This is a genomic window from Nostoc sp. EspVER01, assembly GCF_034530635.1.
Taxonomy (GTDB): Bacteria; Cyanobacteriota; Cyanobacteriia; order Cyanobacteriales; family Nostocaceae; genus Nostoc.
Genome location: NZ_JAVRCS010000002.1, coordinates 227,576 through 246,842, shown reverse-complemented (window position 1 = coordinate 246,842; position 19,267 = coordinate 227,576). Strand labels below are relative to the sequence as shown.

14 protein-coding genes, 1 pseudogene and 1 CRISPR repeat array (1 of these 16 only partly in view) are annotated in these 19,267 nt (G+C 40.0%); of the genes and pseudogenes, 8 read left to right on the top strand and 7 right to left on the bottom strand.

Features of this window, described 5'->3' with window-relative positions; genetic code table 11:
- The first annotated feature begins 332 nt into the window (after nucleotides 1–332).
- Nucleotides 333–1,616 carry a diguanylate cyclase domain-containing protein gene (locus RMX69_RS03085; protein WP_322636491.1) on the top strand — a complete coding sequence of 428 codons (1,284 nt, stop codon included), beginning with the start codon at nucleotides 333–335 and terminating at the stop codon, nucleotides 1,614–1,616.
- A 255-nt stretch (nucleotides 1,617–1,871) separates the two neighbouring features.
- On the opposite strand, the gene RMX69_RS03080 is transcribed toward RMX69_RS03085, so the two are convergent.
- Together RMX69_RS03080 and RMX69_RS03075 are read right to left on the bottom strand one after the other, a co-directional pair.
- The gene (locus tag RMX69_RS03080; RefSeq protein WP_289795255.1) at nucleotides 1,872–2,252 is read right to left on the bottom strand and encodes a calcium-binding protein; all 381 of its coding nucleotides are present in this window, start codon (nucleotides 2,250–2,252) and stop codon (nucleotides 1,872–1,874) included.
- Between the two features lie 430 nt (nucleotides 2,253–2,682).
- On the bottom strand, nucleotides 2,683–3,666 hold the full coding sequence (locus RMX69_RS03075) for a DUF1517 domain-containing protein (protein ID WP_289795254.1): 984 nt from the start codon (nucleotides 3,664–3,666) through the stop codon (nucleotides 2,683–2,685).
- 1,082 nt (nucleotides 3,667–4,748) lie between these two features.
- On the opposite strand from RMX69_RS03075, the gene RMX69_RS03070 reads away from it, so the two are divergent.
- Together RMX69_RS03070 and blaOXA are read left to right on the top strand one after the other, a co-directional pair.
- Nucleotides 4,749–5,981: a glycosyltransferase family 4 protein gene (locus RMX69_RS03070; RefSeq protein ID WP_322636490.1), complete on the top strand. Its 1,233-nt coding sequence runs from the start codon at nucleotides 4,749–4,751 to the stop codon at nucleotides 5,979–5,981.
- Between the two features lie 331 nt (nucleotides 5,982–6,312).
- Nucleotides 6,313–7,167 (top strand): class D beta-lactamase, encoded by an 855-nt coding sequence (gene blaOXA / locus RMX69_RS03065; protein WP_322636489.1) that lies wholly within the window; start codon nucleotides 6,313–6,315, stop codon nucleotides 7,165–7,167.
- Here blaOXA and thiS read toward each other — a convergent pair.
- Complete coding sequence (gene thiS / locus RMX69_RS03060) at nucleotides 7,164–7,376, bottom strand: sulfur carrier protein ThiS (RefSeq protein ID WP_289795252.1); 213 nt, start codon at nucleotides 7,374–7,376, stop codon at nucleotides 7,164–7,166. The genes blaOXA and thiS overlap by 4 nt on opposite strands.
- A gap of 62 nt (nucleotides 7,377–7,438) precedes the next feature.
- Nucleotides 7,439–8,494: a thiamine phosphate synthase gene (locus tag RMX69_RS03055; RefSeq protein WP_289795251.1), complete on the bottom strand. Its 1,056-nt coding sequence runs from the start codon at nucleotides 8,492–8,494 to the stop codon at nucleotides 7,439–7,441.
- Between the two features lie 562 nt (nucleotides 8,495–9,056).
- Between RMX69_RS03055 and RMX69_RS03050 the strand changes: the two genes are divergently transcribed.
- Nucleotides 9,057–11,003, top strand: a complete 1,947-nt coding sequence (locus RMX69_RS03050) for a DUF1565 domain-containing protein (protein WP_322636488.1) — start codon at nucleotides 9,057–9,059, stop codon at nucleotides 11,001–11,003.
- 188 nt (nucleotides 11,004–11,191) lie between these two features.
- Here the strand turns inward: RMX69_RS03050 and RMX69_RS03045 are convergent, their stop codons facing one another.
- The 3 genes from RMX69_RS03045 to RMX69_RS03035 all read right to left on the bottom strand — a co-directional run bounded on the left by RMX69_RS03045 (nucleotide 11,192) and on the right by RMX69_RS03035 (nucleotide 14,374).
- A complete protein-coding gene (locus tag RMX69_RS03045; protein WP_322636487.1) occupies nucleotides 11,192–11,971 on the bottom strand; it encodes a hypothetical protein in 780 nt (259 codons plus the stop codon).
- Between the two features lie 498 nt (nucleotides 11,972–12,469).
- A complete protein-coding gene (locus RMX69_RS03040) occupies nucleotides 12,470–12,724 on the bottom strand; it encodes a hypothetical protein (RefSeq protein WP_322636486.1) in 255 nt (84 codons plus the stop codon).
- Between the two features lie 420 nt (nucleotides 12,725–13,144).
- The gene (locus RMX69_RS03035) at nucleotides 13,145–14,374 is read right to left on the bottom strand and encodes a TetR family transcriptional regulator (protein WP_289795247.1); all 1,230 of its coding nucleotides are present in this window, start codon (nucleotides 14,372–14,374) and stop codon (nucleotides 13,145–13,147) included.
- Nucleotides 14,375–14,547: 173 nt separating this feature from the next.
- On the opposite strand from RMX69_RS03035, the gene RMX69_RS03030 reads away from it, so the two are divergent.
- The 4 genes and pseudogenes from RMX69_RS03030 (at nucleotide 14,548) to RMX69_RS03015 (ending at nucleotide 18,326) form a co-directional block, all read left to right on the top strand.
- Nucleotides 14,548–15,405 carry an acyl-CoA desaturase gene (locus RMX69_RS03030; protein WP_289795246.1) on the top strand — a complete coding sequence of 286 codons (858 nt, stop codon included), beginning with the start codon at nucleotides 14,548–14,550 and terminating at the stop codon, nucleotides 15,403–15,405.
- A gap of 121 nt (nucleotides 15,406–15,526) precedes the next feature.
- Nucleotides 15,527–16,378, top strand: a pseudogene (locus tag RMX69_RS03025) (Rpn family recombination-promoting nuclease/putative transposase).
- 187 nt (nucleotides 16,379–16,565) lie between these two features.
- The gene (dusB, locus tag RMX69_RS03020) at nucleotides 16,566–17,621 is read left to right on the top strand and encodes a tRNA dihydrouridine synthase DusB (protein WP_289795245.1); all 1,056 of its coding nucleotides are present in this window, start codon (nucleotides 16,566–16,568) and stop codon (nucleotides 17,619–17,621) included.
- A 150-nt stretch (nucleotides 17,622–17,771) separates the two neighbouring features.
- On the top strand, nucleotides 17,772–18,326 hold the full coding sequence (locus RMX69_RS03015) for a Uma2 family endonuclease (protein ID WP_322636485.1): 555 nt from the start codon (nucleotides 17,772–17,774) through the stop codon (nucleotides 18,324–18,326).
- 76 nt (nucleotides 18,327–18,402) lie between these two features.
- Nucleotides 18,403–19,267: direct repeats of the CRISPR family, unit length 37 nt; unit sequence GTTTCAATCCCTAATAGGGATTTTATTAAATTGCAAT; it runs 246 nt beyond the window's last position.

Below are 19,267 nucleotides of genomic sequence, written 5' to 3'. Positions count from 1 at the left end.
TGTATATAGATATTATACTTAGTGTTTATACTTTCCCAATAGAAAATTATTGTATACATTTTTAAATCAGTTTTTGAGTGCTTGATAATTACATTCTAATTTGAATTTGAGGTTATTAGCATCATATTAGCTAAATGAATTAATCACAATTAGCTTTGATAAGCATACAAATTGCCAGAAATTAATAACATGATGCTATGTACCATTAGTCAGTATTAATATCAAGCAAGAATACATGGTAGTTAGAGATTGTTTATGATAAGATAAGCACTTTTGACTTGAGTTGACACTGACAACAAAAATCTGAACCTTAGCAAACAGGTTATCGTAACATGTTCGCCCGCAAAATCCTAGTGATTGAGGATGAAAAAAATATAGCCTCAAATATTAGAAAGAGTTTACAAAAATTAGGTTATTTAGTATCAGAAATAACTGAATATGGTGAAGAAGCAATAAAAAAGGTAGCAGAAACTCACCCCCATTTAGTATTAATTGATATCTGTCTAGCTAGAGAAATAGAAGGTCTCCAGGTCGCGGATATTATCCAGAATCACTTCCATGTGCCTGTAGTATATCTAACGGAGTGTTCGGAATATAAAACATTATATAAAAATCAGCTAAGTGAGCCTTTTAGTTATATAGCCAAACCATGTCTTGAAAGTGATTTACATTTTGTGATTGAAATGACCCTGTACAAACATCAGAGCAAAAAAATATTATACGAAGAAAAACAGAGGTTGATGTCAATTATTAATAGTATGGGTTGTGCAGTGATTGTGACGTATGCAAATGGGTGTATTGAAATGATGAATCCTATAGCAGAACTAATCACTGGTTGGAAGCAAAGTGAAGCATTCGGGAAAGATTTAATAGATGTCGTTAACTTAGTTAATAAAGATGTAGGAGAAAAAATTGAAAATTTGGCTACTTATGTCATCGAAGCAGGTGAAGTTTTTAATTTACCAGAAAACTGTGCATTGATTACCAAAGATGGCAAAGAAATAGCGATTGGGGATAATGTTGCACCTATCCGCGATCGCAATGGTAATATTACTGGTGCAGTTTTAGTTTTTCAAGACATTACTAAACGTAAGCAGACAGAGGCGCAACTGATCCGCAATGCGTTTTATGATGGGCTGACAGCATTACCAAATCGTGTTTTATTTTTAGATCGACTCAGACAAACTATTGAACGTAGCAAACGCAGAAGCGATTATTATTTTGCAGTTTTATTTTTGGATTTAGATGGCTTCAAAGAGATTAACGATCGCTTTGGGCATGGAATAGGGGATGATTTTTTAGTAGCGATCGCTAGACGTTTAGAGTCGTGCTTACGTAGTGGCGATACTGTAGCACGATTTGGTGGTGATGAATTTACTGTTCTTTTGGAGGATATTAAAGACATTACCGACGCTACCAATGTTGCCAAACGTATTCAAGATTCTTTACAATTGCCAGTGAATCTCAATGGATATCAATTATCTACTACAGCGAGCATTGGTATTACTTGGAATTTTAGTAGTTATGAGGAGCCAACAACTCTGCTGCGGGATGCTGATATTGCTATGTACCAAGCTAAACGCCAGGGAAAAGCTACTTATGCCATATTTAGTTAAGAATAAAATATGCTACTTTAGGCGCTACTAAGGTTATGGTAGAAACCGAAAAGCCCCATAATTCTGTCGTGGAAAAAACCAAAAAACAGAATTCAGGAGTCAGTAGCCAGAATGGGCTAAACCTTAGCTATCCGCTAACAGAATAGAATTCTTTATGACTGGCGGACTTAGACAAGCGCTCAGGCGAACGCTGAAAATAGGTTTAAGTTTGCCACTTTGATTCTGAATTCTAAATTCTGAATTCTGCATTATTCTTCAAAACTTATAACCTCTAGCAATCCAATAGAGCCAGTCTGCCATCGCTTCTTGAGTTTCACTGTCAGCATCAATGGCTACTACTTCAGATAATTTTGCAGAATATACATCATCATCCTTACCATTAATAGAAGCCACTTCTACATACATATCTTTTAAGCACTCATCATCTGGGGCCATTCCCAGTACTTCGACTTGTTTCTCCTCGACAGCACCTGATTTGCGTCCCTTCTTAGTCCATTTAGCCATAAAGGGAAAATTCAGAGTCTCTTCAAGGTAGTAGTACCAACCCATAGCCCGGTCTTCTTTGTCTTCAGCATCTACAACGATCTCGGTTTTAATGCGATGCTCTCGGTTTTCGTCGGCTTCAACACTAGGCATAAGATAACACTTTGCGTATAATTCATTTTGATAATACTACCAAAATGTTTCTAAAATCATACTTAAATATATCTATTATGTCCGTTTAATTACTTATTCACCTCTAAGAACCCCACCCTTTAATTCCCTCTTTGCAAACTCTTAGGGCAAGGTAGGGTGAAATCAATACTTTTCGGTTAAGGGGGAAAGGGGAAAGGTTAAGGGTTTGATATTTACCTTTACCTCTTTCCCTTTAACCTTTCCCCAGACCAAAACAGAGATTGTTGGGTTTATCCGAAAAGTATTGGGGGTGAAATGACTGTGGAAATCATAACTAATTATTTGGGATATAAACTCTACAAAAAACCACTTGTCATTGACAAGCGGTTTTCTAGTTATTGTTCTTAAGGGGAACTTATTCGTTGCACCAAGATGCAAAATTTATCAGAGATTAAACAAGTCTCAAATCAGGATAATTTGCTAACACATCATCAGATGTGAGTGTATCATTTTCAGCTTGAGGAGTCCAAAGAACTTCAATTGCTAGAAGCTTGTCGCTAGGGATACTACCAATTTGCCGCAAAGCTTGACGCAAATCGTCAGCACTATTAATAGCTGTGGGGATTTCAAACTTACCTAGTGTCGCCGCCAGCAAGGTGACGATAATGTATTCACCAGGACCTTCGGTAAATAGGCGGGTGGGGTTGTCGAGTTCACCAGCCGGAGGTAAAGCTTCTTTGGCAAGGGCTGCTTTGAGCTGGTTGTTGACGTTAGAAAGAGTTTCTTCGCTAAACTTGCTGCGTTCTGCCAGTGACAGCCGATTAAACTGACCTTCAGCTGAATTCAAGCTGGCTTGTTGAGTGCCACCACCTGCATATACAAAGTATTCGGGATGGCGGAGTAAAGCTAGGCTGGCTTCTTGGAGAATTTCTGCTCTGCCTTCTGGGGTGTTAGTATCAGCAGTTTCAGCAATGTGGTTGAGTTCATTTTGCAATTCACGGGCTTGAGCTAACAAACCTACTTGCAAACGAGTTACAGAAACAGGAGAGTTACTGCTGTAATCTGCTTCTGGAGTTTCACCGCTAGAGACACGGCGGAAAGTTTGCAATAAGAAATTAGCGATCGCCAAGAAAATTAAGATGGTAAATATACCACCAAATCCTCCCCCAATACCCCAGAAGGGAACTATGAAGGGAAAGCCAAAGCCACCACCAAAACCACCACCAGGGTAGTATCCGCCCCCGCCAGGAGGTGCATAGGTGCGCGGTGTATAGGTGCGGCTGGAAGGCATTCTAAAGGAGCCACCACCGATACGACCTCCACTGCGGGCTGCTAATGCGCCATCAGCGTGACCAAGAGCCAAAGCTAACACCAAGCTTAGGGCTAAGAAGGTTTTTAACAGCGGTTTGATGGTTTGTTGTAGTTTTTTACGCATAAGACAATCGCTTGAAAAACGGAGTTATTATTTATGATTTCTCCCGATTCTGGGAGCAGTGTTGCAGGATGTCGCTAAGGCTAGCCCGTAACAAGCAACTTTGTAGCATTCACGTAGCATTCACTTTTAGAGGCTACATATTCAATTTACCGCGTCTTATCTTGGGTAAGTAGCGATCGCAGGGGGGATTTCTCGACTGGGGAACCGTACCTGAAGACATGTTTATCCTCCAATAAATTGCGATGTCTACGACGGTCACTGAGCTTGTCGTACCCCTCCGGGGAAGCAAGCTACGCGGAGCGGGAGCGTCTCGTAGAGAAGTGCGGGCTACGCCTACGGGCAATGGTTTGCTATGCCTTGGATTAGAAGTTTCAGACTACAGTTTTGAATTATACAGATGATTTGAATTTATAGTGATTATTTTGACTAATTTTTTAATCCTTCACTGAATAAGTAGTACTAAGCTGAAACACATCTAATTTGCAGATGAAAATTTTCTCAATATCTTGTGGGGTGGGCATCTTGCCCGCCCTGATTATGCAACTTGAATGCTGATTAGCTTACTTCTGAACTTATTACTCAATATTTAGCATGGGCAAAACACCTTCCTACCGCCAATAGCACTCATTAATACATCTGGATGCTAAAAATTTACGTATACGTAGAAGGCTGGAAAGTGTCTGTAATCCTTGTCATTCATTACCAATGGACATCATATCGCTACTAAATAGTTACAAAAATTTTGGCATTTTGGCACAGTAGTCCAGGTTATTTAGGATATTCTATTGAACGTAGCTAAATTTCGGAATTTTCGCAGTAATTGTTCACTGAGCATTTTCGCTACAAGTGTTAGCTTTTATTTTTTGTTCATTATCCACAGATACTCTCAAATAATGATAGATTTGCAACAAAAATAAAATCAACACAATAAAAAAATAATCTTCCTGGCTAATCTTCTAAAATAGGCTTCCAATTTGTCTACCAAATTCGTTTTAAAAGAAATAAAATAATAATGATGGCTTTGAAAGTAATCCTAATTGTAAATATTAAAAACTATTGGAAATATAGTCATCAACTTTATTATGGAACATATTTCTCAACTAACAGCCGAAATCAGAGACAAAGCTGCATACCCAGATATCCTAGTCATATCCCGGATTTTCATGCCGAAAGAAGCTGTAATTGGGGAATATATCTACAATCGCTGTCTTCAAGATCCAGAACGAGTAATTGTGCTGGCAGCTAGTTGCTCAGGAGATCGAGTATTTGATGAAGGTCAACAGTTTCCTGTGTATCGCTGGTATTATCCTAGATGCTGGCGTAGTGGCTATGTGGGAAATATCCTCAAGCCTTTGGTCAATATCGTCTGCTCATTTGTCCTAGCAATTAAACTCTATTTTCGCTATCACTATCGTTATATAGAGTGGGGCCACGGCTATGATTTTCCTTCACTGTTGCTATTGAGCTATTTGTTACCTATTCGCTTTTTTATCTATCTGCACGGCAACGATCTTCTTTGTACTTTACACAATCCTGTGCTGCGATCGCTATTTAAATTAACACTCAAACGCGCCGAAGGTATTGTTTGTAATAGTTCTTATACAAGAGACTACCTAAGAACTTCTTTTCGATTAGATACTCCTACCCACGTCATTAACCCAGTAATCAGACCAGAAAAATTTGGTAATAATGTAGCCAGTCCCAGTAGTCTTGATGATTTACGGGTTCGCGTGCGTCAGGCATACAACATTCCTGATTCAGCAATAGTTATTCTCTCCATCGGCAGACTAGCAAAACATAAAGGTTTCGACCGAGTAATTGATAACATCCCAATATTGCTAACTTTTGGGGTTGATGTCCACTACATACTCTGCGGGCAAGGGCCAAGTGAGTCGGAACTGAAATCTTTGGCGCATCGTTTGCGAGTAGATAAGCGCGTACACTTTGCTGGATATGTGCCAGAGCGAGAATTAGCAGGTTATTATGCAGCTTGTGACATATTTGCAATGCTGACTTTATCGGATACTAAACCTAATAATATGGAAGGTTTTGGTATGGCTTATTTAGAAGCAAGTTACTTTGGTAAGCCGATAATCGCCCCTCGTTTAGGCGGTGTTCTAGATACAGTTCACCATGAAGAAAATGGGATACTGGTTAATCCTAATTCTGGTTATGAAGTTTTTCAAGCTTTCAATCGGTTGTGCAAAGACCAACAACTACGCGAGCAACTCGGTCGCAAAGGTAAAGAATTAGCCAAGCGTAGAACCCTTCATCGATCGCTTTATAAATCAGAGGGGAAAAACGCGATTTCGTGAAATGAATGCACATTGAGAAATCACCAAAATCTAATTATAGTAATCTACAGCAATCCTAAATCATTCGCGCTCCACAAGATTCCCGAATTATTAAATAAGTCGGGGATCTGTGGTTTGCAATTCTCGCTATAGCAGTCCTAAATCAGAAAATTCAAAAAATACTAACAATGGAAATTTGCTATAAGTTTTATTTATAAAAAGCCTTTAACAAATTGCTTCACAAATGAGCAAGATTGCAGTGTAAAATCTCGCTTGTGATGTGATTAAATGTGCAATGAAAAATATCTGGTTTCGCATAGAGCAATACCTTCGGCGTTACGCAAAGCACCGAATGCAATCTTTCGTGTTTACAGTCATTGGATGTCTTGCTGTAGTTAGTGTGATTACCTTTGGGACAATGTATGTTGTGGCTCAACCTGCTTCAACTTCATCTGAACGTCCTGTTGTGAAAGCACCAAATTTCGGGCGACATTTTCAAGAATTCGAGCGTGAAGGCTCTATCTTGATTTACGACTCAAAAAATAACCGCATCTATGAACACAATCCTCAACGTAATGCAACTGCGATCGCTCCAGCTTCGACATTCAAAATTTTTAACGCGCTGGTAGCTTTAGAAATAGGTATACTTCCCGATGATGTGGCGGTTCTCACTTGGGATGGAATTCACCGAGAAATTGATGCCTGGAATCATGATACAAATTTGCGTCAAGCCTTTAAAGATTCAACTGTTTGGTTCTACCAAGTACTAGCACGTAGGGCTGGATATGAACGGATGCAGCAATTTATTAACAAAGTAGGCTACGGAAACCGTCAGATTGGCACTGTTGCAGACATTGATCGTTTTTGGTTACAACCGCAGCTATTGCAAATTACACCCAAAGAGCAAATTAAGTTTTTGCAACGGTTATATCAAGGCGATTTGCCTTTCTCGCAACGGACAATAAATCTTGTCAAAGACATTATGATCCGCAAACAAACTCCAGACTACACACTGCGAGGAAAGACGGGATGGTTAACGAGTAGCAAACCAAATGTTGGTTGGTTTGTGGGTTACTTAGAGCAAAACAAAAACGTCTATTTTTTCGCCACAACCCTTGATATGCTTAAAGCAGAGGATGCACCCGCCCGCATCGAGATTACACGACGCAGCCTTAAAGATTTGGACTTGCTAGCTCAAATCAACTAGCCACCACCGACAATAGTTACTACTTCTAAGCGATCGCCTGGCTGTACCTTTGTTTGCGGCCAAAACTGGCGATGTAAAATTTCGCCATTATATTCTACAGCTACCAAACGGGGATTGAAACCCAACTGTTGGAGTAAATCGGGTAAAGAAGTTTGAAATGAGCAGCTATGGGTTTCCCCATTTATCTGAATCGTAATCTCATTAGACATAAATGTGGGAAATAGGAAATTGGGTATTGGTTACTCACTTTGGGCTAAGACAAATGACTCTTTTAAAGTTCTGGTTTAATGCGATTAAGTTGAGAGAGCAAATATTGTGTCACGAGGGTAGGCTGTTCGGCTTGCATGAGCGATCGCACCACAGCTACACGTTCGGCTCCCGCATCGATCACATCATTGATATTATTGGCATCTATTCCCCCAATCGCAAACCAAGGAATTGAGCAATTTTTTGCGGCATAGCTGACGTATTCTAGCCCTGTTGCTGCCTTACCTACTTTTGTGGGAGTTTCATAAACTGGCCCCACGCCAATATAATCTACACCTTCAGCAATTGCTGCTTGCATTTCTTCTTTATTTGTGGTAGAAAGCCCTATCAGACGTTGCGAACCCAATAATTGCCGAGCAACAGCAATAGGCATATCTTGTTGTCCCAGATGCACCCCATCGGCATCGACAGCTAAAGCTACATCGACGCGATCGTTAACAATGAACAAAGCACCGTAGATGTGGCATAACTGGCGTAATTTTCTCGCTTGTTCTAGACGCAAAGAATCATCGGTGGTTTTATCGCGGTACTGTAGAAGTGTTAATCCACCTTTGAGTGCAGCCTCAACATTGCTCAACAAACTTTCACTAGGGGAAGTCACAAGATACAAACGCGATCGCCACAACAATTGATGGCGCTGATGACCCATTAAACTACTTTCTAGGGTATAAACCTGATAGCGCATCTGCTTACAAGCTTTAGCCATATTTGGTTGGGTTAGCTTGCTGTATTCTTCCAACACCCGTAATGCTTCTTCTATCCGGCAAAAGTTAGCTTGCAAGACCGATTTTATACTAGCTCGTTGTTCTTCTTGAGGATGGGTTAATTCAGTCCCAGGATCGCCTGGTGTATCTCGCGCCGCCCGCAATTCTGGGGTATGCCACTTGGCTACCTCTTGTCGTAGCCGTTTGCATTCAAGAGCCAACTGGGCACTATTCAACCCAAACCGACACCATTCCTCGATAATTCGCAAGCCCTCACGAGCGCGATCTAAATTGGCATCTAAAATGCGGTAAACAACTTGCTGTATTTGCTCTTTTTGGCTGTATGGCTCGACCATTACAACAACCCCGTTAGTGCTTTCATCGAAGTGTGAATTATCATAAGTCCTAGTAACCATAAGTTAATTAATTTGCTTTTTTTTACTAATTTTTGCGGAATCTACGCAAAACAACGTAGTAGTGAGGGTTACGGTAAATTATCCCATGTTCCTATAGACAGTGATAAGGGTAGTTTGAGGCTACAGTTTCGCACTGAGCTTAGTCAAGTGTTTTACGATAGACAACAAGCTTACAAAGGACTGCAAAAAGGGAATACACCAGAAAATTCACAATTAAAAAAGAATGTAGAGACATAGCAGTGCTACGTCTCTACAAGGCTTCTGGATAACGCATATTTAATTTCACTCTTATATCTATTAGATAAATGATATAGGCATAATTCATGAATTGTGCCTAGAAATTATTTTGGGCAATGCATAATCAATTTCTGGAGATGTCTAATATCATTTATTACTATGTATTAAATATCGCCAATCGGTCAATATATGAGTAATATTATCGACATAATACTCTCTAGAGAGTATAAGAATCTATGATTACTTACAAGGAGTCGTGTTAGATATGATGCTCCCTCGTGTGTTTCCTGAGTACCGGAGAGTAGATGTTCTGTTTGCAAAGCTGAAGTTTCTGAAATCAGCAAGGCTTTTATTTTTTAGTTTTTCAGTATTATCTTTTACTGTAAGTATGGGGGCGGCAAGTATAACGTTCCTGGTTACAAGCCTGGATAGTGCGTTAGCGTTCGCGGAGCGTTCCGTAGGAAAGCCCACCGTTCGCGCAGCCTCTCGTAGAGAAGGTATCGCTCAGATTCCATCGACACCAGATTCAGCGCCTCTGAATGAGAAAACACCTTCTCAGGCTAATGTGTTATTTGTCAATCCTAGTGTTGGAGATGACAAGGCAGGCAATGGCAGCGAATCCACTCCTGTAAAGACGATTACCCAAGCGCTGCGATTAGCTAACGCCAATACTCTAATTATGCTTTCCACCGGCACTTATAGCGCCGAGACAGGAGAGGAATTTCCCTTAATACTGAAACCGGGTATTTCAATTCAAGGCAACCCCAGCAATCAAGGTAAAGACATTATTATTCAAGGAGGCGGTGATTACCTGAGTCGGAGCTTTGCCGGTCAAAATGTCACAATTGTAGGGGCAAATCAAGCCTTGCTTACTGGAGTGACGGTGACGAACCCTAATCCTCGTGGTTACGGTTTATGGATTGAATCTAGCAATCCGGTAGTCGCAGAAAATACTTTTACTGGTAGTACCCAAGATGGCATTTCTGTCAGTGGTAATGCTGCACCCACCATTAGTAAGAATTACTTCGATCGCAATGGAGCCAATGGCATCACAATTGCCGGTAATTCCAGTCCCCAAGTCAAAGAGAATGTCTTTCACCAAACGGGTTTTGGGATTAATATTGCCCAAAATGCTGCTCCTATACTTATAGGTAATCAAATTCAGAACAATAGATCGGGAATTATCGTACAAGCAAATGCCCGCCCGATTTTGCGGAATAATTCTATTCAAGATAATAAAGAAGATGGTTTAGTTGCGATCGCTCAAGCAATGCCAGATTTGGGTAGTGCATCCGAACCTGGGGGTAATACATTTCAAAATAATGCCCGCCACGACATTAACGCCAGCGCTGCTAAACAGGTGATTTCTGCTGCTGGTAACAACCTTGTGAGCGATCGCATCACTGGCAATGTAGATATTAATGGTACAACAGCACTAGCAACCCAAAATTCTCAACCCGCTCCCAACAACGTATTACGAGAAATACCACCAACTGGGGAAATCACCTTCTCATCTCCCGAAGTCTCTGAAACTACTAACGGGCAAACCAGCAACAGCATTTCAGCAAATAATCCTGTTTCTACACAATTAAATAGTCAACGGCTGCCATTAATGCCTGCCAATAATGTGCCGCCTTCCCCGCCTATATCCAAACAACCACCTACTTCTAGAGTCGCCGGATTTCCTACTCCTAGCAGCTTGTCAGGTAGACAAATACCAATTAATGCACAGCCACCTGATACACCACAGTTAAATTACGTGCGGATCGATCCTAATACCATTGAGTTTACTGCCCCTGAGTCCCCATCCAATTCAGTTGTACAGCCACCAGTTTCAAGTATGAGGAATCAAACACAGCAGCCATTACCAATACTAGAAACTGCTGCTCCTAGTGCTTCAGAACTTTTACCACTTCCCAATCCCAATATCCCCATTGTTAATACTGGCAATCTGCAAACAAGTTCTGCAAGTATTCCTTATAGTGGTAACTCTGCAACACAATCTGGTGTGCGGTATCGCTTAGTAGTGCAACTTGCAACTGATAAGGATCGAGATTTAGTGCGATCGCTTGCTCCTGGTGCGTTTCCCACAGTTTGGCAAGGTCAAAGAGTTATGCAAGCAGGAGTATTTAGTAGTGAATATAATGCTAAAGAAATGCTCAAAACACTTTCTAGTAAAGGTTTAAGAGTCATTATGGAGCCATTGAATTGATTAATAATGTTGGCTTACCTTCTACTTAATATGTGGTTAATGAAAACTGCATATATCGTTTTAATTCAAATCTGTTGTTAAGGAGATATCTGTAAACTACCCGCTTAATCCTGGCTCTAATAGACATCTCCGAAAAAGAATCTCAAGCCCTTATCCTATCTAGGTGAAAACTTAATTTCTGGAGATGTCTAATTTATTTTAGAATAATCATTACCTAAAACAATGACTATATCTGCTGTAGATTTATTGATTTGTATACGCCCATCACCATTAGGCAAATCTGGATATTTAACAGGATTTTTCAATTGATGCTCATAATCAATAACATCCTGAGATCCTGGCATCCAGCTTGCAATAGATAAAGCAGCATTAATACTTCGTTTTTTTAAGAAATAGATTCTGGTTTTAGACATTTTCCATCCGATTGAAGAAGAGTTAGGAACAACACAAATCTCAGTAAATCTTTTCAATAATGCTTTTTTAAAATCGTCATCTGCTTTCGGAGAAGCAAAATTAGAAGCATTAATAATACTGAAGTTAAGTTCTTTAGTAAATTTATACTTTGTTTCTAGCTCCTCTAGCTTCGGAATTAATTGGTCTTGAACTTCTTGCTTTGAAGTTACTTGAGGTGAGGGATTTACTTCTAAAGGTTGTCGAGTTGGAATATTTGGCTGTGATTGTTCTGGGGTTGAGGGACCTTGAGTATTTGGTAATGTACCAGCACTAGCCATACCATTCTTCTTTTCTATTAATTTTTGAATTTCGCTTATTTTTATTTGAATATCAGTTACAGATTTGTTTATTCCATTAAACAAGACACTTGTCAAAAGTAACAATACTATGAACTGAATAGCTAAACTTCCCCAAGCACCTTTTTTAATATTAGATAATCCCCATTGAACATAAACTTGAAAGACATATTTACTAGCAGATACAACCTGAGAACTTGTAATATTAGCTCGAGACATAATAATGCAATCCTATTTAAGTTGTGGAAATTATCGCTTAGTGGTGAGATAGCCCTTACTTCTTTGCAAGGCTATGAGCGTTAGGGCTTGCTGTAGGCTAGCGCCAAGATGCTAAAAAATTTATCTCACTTTTATCAGTACATACTGAACTACAAACTGAAGTTATTGCTTTTCGGATTATTTGCCAAGTTTTTCTGCAAAATTGAGATTCTTCCAATCAAAGCAATAGAGATTCCATCAATCATTTAAGACTGCTATTTAGGATTTTTATTTAATTTTTGAAATACACGAAAAATGGGTACTGCCTACCATATAAGAGCTTTGGAGAGCAATACCCACCCCAAAAAAATTAGGGAAACTTTAGCTAATTAACAATATTTTATATCTCTGAAAAGAGAAAATTAAGATGCCGATTTTGAATCTTTTTCAAAGTCTCACTTTATCAGCAAGGCAAAACAATTCTTGTTTGGAATCAAGCTAAGATTGCTATATATTGATTTATGGATTTTTTGATGGTGATGCTGAAGACGGAGATTCTATACCAGTTTGAGGGTTTTGCCCATTATTGTTCTGACCAAAAACTAAAGCCCAAGCTAACCCACCTAAAGCTAAAACAAAGATTAATGGAATAACGAGCTTTCCTATTGAAACTTGAACTACTCCATCGCCATTGTTATTCACCTGGCTATTTGTAATATTAGAGTTTGCAAAAGAGCCACGATCGTTATTCTTCGGGGGTTTAGTTGAAGACATAGGATAAAATTATAAATTTGACTTTTTCAACTTAATCAAACCCCGTCTATTTTGAAATCTGGAGTTTTTAGGGAGAGTATGTTATTCAATAGTTGCTTGAATTCTAAGCTTTACCCTAATTCCAAAAGAAACTATATCTTTCAAGGTAGACGCGGCTTATATGAAATTTAAGTACTCATATATTTACCTAAATACATTTACAGTTAATTATATTTTTTTTGCAATCCCTCTTTAGAAGTATTTACTAAATTAAATTTATGCAGAGTTAATTCCATTGGGTTCAGCAAAAATCCTGTGACATTTGTAAATAAGCCATTGTGCGCCAGTATTTAAGACCAAAAATCAGGTGATAAAAAATTTCTCACTTCTTCTCAATCATAATATTGACGAAATCCTAACTGATAGAGGGAAATAGCGTTCCTACCCTGGTTTATGATCTAAACGTGTGGCTTGCTCTAGGGCAGCTTTTTCTTTGGCTCGGCGGACATAGGGTTGTAACTGGGCGCGATCGCAAGCTGTAAAGATACTCAGGTTTTCCAAGGTAATCCCTCGCATTAACATTTCTACGCGCCAGGTTTGTTGTGCCTGGGCGATCGCTGGCGTTTGTCCTTGGGGAGTTAACAATCCTTCACTCCATGCTTGCCAACGTGTCTCAAGTTCTGATTCTGAGATGGGTGTACCTGTTTCATTCAGAAACATCGCTGTTTGAGTATCTTTACGACTTTTCAGCCATTTGATTAGGGGATTATTGGTAAAAGAACCGTAGCGTTTGCCCAAAATCCATTGATTCACAGGCACTTGACGGACAAATCCGGGAATTGTGATTTGCAGGAAGTGCCCTTGAGTATCGTAGATTTGGTGCGATCGCTCCAAGCTAATTATTTCTGTGGCAGATAATCCAGCCCCAAATAACACATAAGCCAAAGCATAATCTCGTACTCCAAATTTCCTGGCTTGTTGCAGAATTTCGTGAACTAAACTAGCTGGTAAATCAGCGACTTCTGTGGTGGTGAACCCTCCTTGTAAGGAGTTTGTTGCTAATTCTGCTGAAGATGACATGGCTCCATGTAAAAACAACTCCACCAAATTTTCCAGAAAATCATCCCGATCCTCCCAAAGTTCGTGAAATTCACTGGTGAACTCAATTACGGCATATCCCAAGATCATCCCATTCAGCAAACTGGCTAATTTTTCTGCCGGTAAGTAGGTATTTAAGTGTCCTTGCTGGATTACAGTAGCTAAATACTGAGCTACATAACGGTTTGCCTCTGTTACTCCCCTGCCTAGTGCGCGGCGATTTTCTGCCGGGAATTGGTCGGCTTCACCTACCACAGATCGGACAAACTCTGGCACTCGTTCTAATGTATGTAAAGTGTCACTTGCATAATCTTTAAGAGCTTGGTAAACATTGCCGGGAGGTGTTGCCCGTCGCACCAGCGACTCACCTAAATCCTTGAAGGCTGCGGACTCTTCCAACACAGCCAAAAGCAGCCCATGTTTATTGCCAAAATTCCGAAATAGAGTCACTTCGTTGACTTCGGCTTTTTCAGCAATTTGGCGGGTTGTGGTAGCGCTAACTCCCTGAGCCGAAAACAACTCAAGTGCAGCTTGAATCAGGCGTTGACGAGTGGAAATCAGTTGAGATGACATAGAAAAATGCAAGTGGCACTTGCAGGGGGTATCAGAGTTCTGCTAGCATAACAAATGTAAGTGATACTTGCTTTACTCTACTGTAACTAACTAGTGAGAGGGTGGATAAATCCTTAGTGGGATTATGCCCAATAAAAAGTAAATCACTGCATCATCCATCAACAGGAATTTTTATGACCGCAAATTTTGGGGCGTTCGCTCCTGAGAGAGGCAAGTCACCTCAACTCAGTTGGACAAATGTAGTATTTTTTGCTACATTTCATGCTTTAGCACTTCTGGCTCCTTGGTTTTTCTCCTGGCCAGCATTAGGTTTGCTAGTGTTTCTCCACTGGTTATTCGGGAGTATTGGTATTTGCCTGGGATATCATCGACTACTGAGCCATAAAAGTTTTCAGGTTCCTAAGTGGTTAGAGTATGCGATCGCCCTCATTGGAGCGCTGGCTTTGCAAGGGGGGCCAATTTTTTGGGTAGGTGGACACCGCCAGCATCACGCCCACACAGAAGATATCAATTTAGATCCCTATTCTGCTCAAAGAGGATTTTGGTGGAGCCATATATTGTGGATTTTTTACCCACGTCCAGAATTTTTTGACTATGACACCTATAAAAAATATGCCCCTGATTTAGCCAGACAACCCTTTTATTGTTGGCTAGATCGCTACTTCTTGCTATTGCAAATACCCTTCGCACTGCTCCTATATGCATTAGGAGGATGGCCTTTTGTATTCTACGGAGTGTTTCTCAGATGTGTCTTACTTTGGCATTCAACCTGGTTTGTGAACTCAGCATCACACCTGTGGGGTTATCGCACCTTTGATGCCAATGATGGCGCTCGTAATCTTTGGTGGGTATCCATCGTCACTTATGGAGAAGGCTGGCACAACAACCATCATACTTATCCCCACATGGCGAAATCTGGGTTGTCTTGGTGGGAAATTGATGTTACTTGGTGGAGTATCTTAGTGTTGCAGACTTTGGGTTTAGCTAAAAAAGTTGTCTCGCGTCCTCCTCAAGGTGCAACTCACGGCTAAATTGCAACTAAATTATCATCAATTTGTTATGCCGATTGCTTCTCGCAATCGGCTTACTAATTTTTATCAGTAGTATTTCACGGTAAAATCTAACTGATTAAATCACCGCAATACATCAAGTGTGAAAACTGACAGCATTTTTTATCGTCTTTTTCAAGAACTTCCTGGCATTTTTTTTAAATTAATTGGCAATCCACCCCAAACGGCAGAGACTTATCAAGTCTCCTCAATTGAAATCAAGCAAACGCTTATTTTCAGAAATTTTTGGCGTTGCTGAATTAAGGGATGATTCTTGTGGGGTGGGCATCCTGCCCGCCCCGAAATACAAGGGACGCTCATGTTGCCTATCCCACAAAAATAGTAAAATCATTCCGCAAATATGCAACCCAAAATTTCTTTATACTTACGCCAAAATAAACCGAAAAATTCTTGGCGAGGAGTAGTTATCTATCCCAATCGCAGTTTAGATACAGCAGATATCAAGAATTACAGTGAATTTTTCGCTAGCCAGCGCATCAGTCGCATTTATCTTAATGAATTAGGTGAAACTGCATCATTGCCAGTTGGAATTGCTACGATGAAATTAGTCGTCGATGAAGAGGAGACAACTATTATCGCTGCTAGGCAGTTAATAGAGAGAACCCAGCAAGAAATCAATATCGAACCACAACGGCGGCAGTTACTAGAATTGATAGAGACAATATTAGTCTATAAGTTTCCGATGATGAGTCGAGAGGAGATTGAAGGTATGTTTGGGTTAAGTGATTTGAAACAAACACGAGTTTATCAAGAAGGCAAGCAAGAAGGTAAACAGGAAGGCAAGCAAGAAGGAGCGCGTGAAGAAAAGTTTAGAATGATACCTTTGTTGTTGAGATTGGGATTGAGTTTTGAAGAAACTGCGAAAGAGTTAGGTTTGAGCCTAGAAGAGATTCGACAAGAAATGCAAAAACAGCCTCCAAGTCAGGATACGTAATCTACAATTACAGCAGAATTCTGAATTCAGAAGTCAGAAGTCAGAAGTCAGAAGTAAAACAGGCTTTATACCTGGCTTTGAGACTTAGCTTGTGTACCTAACTAACTTAAATTTTACTGTATCCTTTATCACGGATTTATCTACATATTTTTACTATTTCTCATTCCCATAATTTTTAATTTTTTCTATGATTTCCATCTCTCCTATTCTTCAAGCTAGACTCTCCCAACCCTTAAAGATTGGCTCCTTTGAGGTAAAAAGTCGGGTTCTCCAGTCGCCTCTATCTGGAGTGACAGATATGGTGTTTCGCCGTCTCGTGCGTCGCTATGCGCCAGATTCGATGATGTATACCGAAATGGTTAATGCTACGGGGTTGCATTATGTCAAGCAGTTACCCAAAATCATGGAGGTAGATCCAAATGAACGCCCAATTAGCATTCAACTATTTGATTGCCGTCCAGATTTCCTGGCAGAAGCAGCTATAAAGGCAGTTGCCGAAGGTGCTGATACTGTTGATATCAATATGGGTTGTCCGGTTAATAAAATCACTAAAAATGGTGGTGGTTCTTCGTTGTTGCGACAACCAGAGGTAGCAGAGGCAATTGTGCGGGAAGTGGTAAAAGCTGTTGATGTTCCTGTGACAGTAAAAACTCGTATTGGCTGGAATGACAACGAAATTACTATTCTCGACTTTGCCAAGCGGATGGAAGATGCTGGGGCAAAAATGATTACGGTACATGGACGCACCCGCGCCCAAGGGTACAATGGTAATGCCCGTTGGGAATGGATTACCCGTGTAAAAGAAGTGCTTTCTATCCCAGTGATTGGGAACGGAGATATTTTTTCCGTTGAAGCGGCAGTTAAATGTTTAGAGCAAACTGGCGCTGATGGCGTCATGTGTTCCCGTGGGACTTTGGGTTATCCGTTTTTGGTGGGAGAAATCGATCATTTTCTGAAAACAGGGGAGATATTACCATCACCAACCCCAATTCAGCGTTTGGAATGTGCAAGAGATCATTTACAAGCCTTGTGGGAATATAAAGGCGATCGCGGTGTACGTCAAGCCCGTAAGCACATGACTTGGTATGCTAAGGGTTTTGTTGGTGCTGCCGAACTCCGAGGACAGCTAAGTTTAGTTGAAAGAGTAGATCAGGGTTTGGCAATGATTGACCAAGCAATTGAAAAATTGGCTAATGGTTATGAACTAGAGGAAGAAGCAGAAGGTAGTTTGGTAATGCTTTAATAAGTTGATTTTAACCTAGCTTGGGGTGATATTGCTGGTTGCAAAAAGTGATGCGATCGCTTGAATACCACTATTTCAATTAGGGTTTAAATCTCTTTATGTAACTCTTTTTAATTTTGAATGTTTAACTAGCCAAAATGGAGGCTCACAATGTTAGTTTCCAAACACAATGATGTTGTAATCGTCCCCGAAATCCTCTCATTAGAAGACTTCATGGCAAATCCTCCAGAGGGGATGGAGTGGGTAGACGAGCAACTGGTAGAAAAAACAGGAATGACATTAAAACATAGCGAAATTCAGTTTAATATTGGTTTTTACTGGAGAAGTTACATCAACTCCAATCAACAAGGTGGGAAAGTTTATACTGAAGTACCTTGTCGCACATATAAACAGGGTCGCCGTCCTGATGTGGCTTATCTTACGCCTGAATTGGTAGCTCAGTTTGGTGATGTTCCTACTTTGCCACAAAGTTTCCCACTAATTGCTGAAATAGTTTCACCCACCGATTTAGCTGGAGAATTATTTCTCAAAGCACAGGAGTATTTGCAGTCTGGTTGCGAGGAAGTTTGGCTAGTATTTCCTGAAAGTCGGTTAGTTTTTATTATGACTGATAATCAGGTTTGCGGGTTTAAAGCTGGTGATGTGGTTAGCACTCAAAAAGTATTACTGGGTTTTAGTGTAGCCATAGACGAATTGTTGGGTTGAAAAGGCGATCCATATAATAGGAGATTTTAGTTAATTGCAATATTACGGCATAAATATTGTGCTTCTTAGGCTACACGTTTCAATCCCTAATAGGGATTTTATTAAATTGCAATCCATGTTTCATCGGCGGCCAATTCTTTAATTTCTAAGTTTCAATCCCTAATAGGGATTTTATTAAATTGCAATCGCTCGTCACGGATGCTAAAAAAATTCTCTTGCGTTTCAATCCCTAATAGGGATTTTATTAAATTGCAATGCGAAAATACGCTCACAGATGAAGAAGTGGTAGGTTTCAATCCCTAATAGGGATTTTATTAAATTGCAATCGGTGGGCATACTGAAACTAGATATTGATGGTGTGTTTCAATCCCTAATAGGGATTTTATTAAATTGCAATAATTACACCGGGTATTCTTGGCTAGGTGATGTACAGGTTTCAATCCCTAATAGGGATTTTATTAAATTGCAATTTTACTGGCAACATCAACAGCTTGGGGCAACTTGATGTTTCAATCCCTAATAGGGATTTTATTAAATTGCAATGTGCGACCGGGTAGCTGTCGGTAGTATTCGTTGGCTAGTTTCAATCCCTAATAGGGATTTTATTAAATTGCAATTTGCGGACAGCGAACTCACCAAAAAACGGTCTGTTTCAATCCCTAATAGGGATTTTATTAAATTGCAATGCTGGAAGAATGAATCGCCCACCATGCCCAATATGTGTTTCAATCCCTAATAGGGATTTTATTAAATTGCAATTTGATAAAAATCGGGTGCTATCTCCAACAGATCCGTTTCAATCCCTAATAGGGATTTTATTAAATTGCAATACAGAAGCCTGTGTATCCTGCTCCCGAACAGTTGAGTTTCAATCCCTAATAGGGATTTTATTAAATTGCAATCAGAAGTACCTCAGCAAAAGCCTTCTACAGTGTTTCAAT

Coding starts and splice junctions, on each gene's coding strand:
- RMX69_RS03085 (WP_322636491.1), top strand. CDS start 333: ATGTTCGCCCGCAAAATCCTAGTGATTGAGGATGAAAAAAATATAGCC.
- RMX69_RS03080 (WP_289795255.1), bottom strand. CDS start 2,252: ATGCCTAGTGTTGAAGCCGACGAAAACCGAGAGCATCGCATTAAAACC.
- RMX69_RS03075 (WP_289795254.1), bottom strand. CDS start 3,666: ATGCGTAAAAAACTACAACAAACCATCAAACCGCTGTTAAAAACCTTC.
- RMX69_RS03070 (WP_322636490.1), top strand. CDS start 4,749: ATGGAACATATTTCTCAACTAACAGCCGAAATCAGAGACAAAGCTGCA.
- blaOXA (WP_322636489.1), top strand. CDS start 6,313: ATGCAATCTTTCGTGTTTACAGTCATTGGATGTCTTGCTGTAGTTAGT.
- thiS (WP_289795252.1), bottom strand. CDS start 7,376: ATGTCTAATGAGATTACGATTCAGATAAATGGGGAAACCCATAGCTGC.
- RMX69_RS03055 (WP_289795251.1), bottom strand. CDS start 8,494: ATGGTCGAGCCATACAGCCAAAAAGAGCAAATACAGCAAGTTGTTTAC.
- RMX69_RS03050 (WP_322636488.1), top strand. CDS start 9,057: ATGATGCTCCCTCGTGTGTTTCCTGAGTACCGGAGAGTAGATGTTCTG.
- RMX69_RS03045 (WP_322636487.1), bottom strand. CDS start 11,971: ATGTCTCGAGCTAATATTACAAGTTCTCAGGTTGTATCTGCTAGTAAA.
- RMX69_RS03040 (WP_322636486.1), bottom strand. CDS start 12,724: ATGTCTTCAACTAAACCCCCGAAGAATAACGATCGTGGCTCTTTTGCA.
- RMX69_RS03035 (WP_289795247.1), bottom strand. CDS start 14,374: ATGTCATCTCAACTGATTTCCACTCGTCAACGCCTGATTCAAGCTGCA.
- RMX69_RS03030 (WP_289795246.1), top strand. CDS start 14,548: ATGACCGCAAATTTTGGGGCGTTCGCTCCTGAGAGAGGCAAGTCACCT.
- dusB (WP_289795245.1), top strand. CDS start 16,566: ATGATTTCCATCTCTCCTATTCTTCAAGCTAGACTCTCCCAACCCTTA.
- RMX69_RS03015 (WP_322636485.1), top strand. CDS start 17,772: ATGTTAGTTTCCAAACACAATGATGTTGTAATCGTCCCCGAAATCCTC.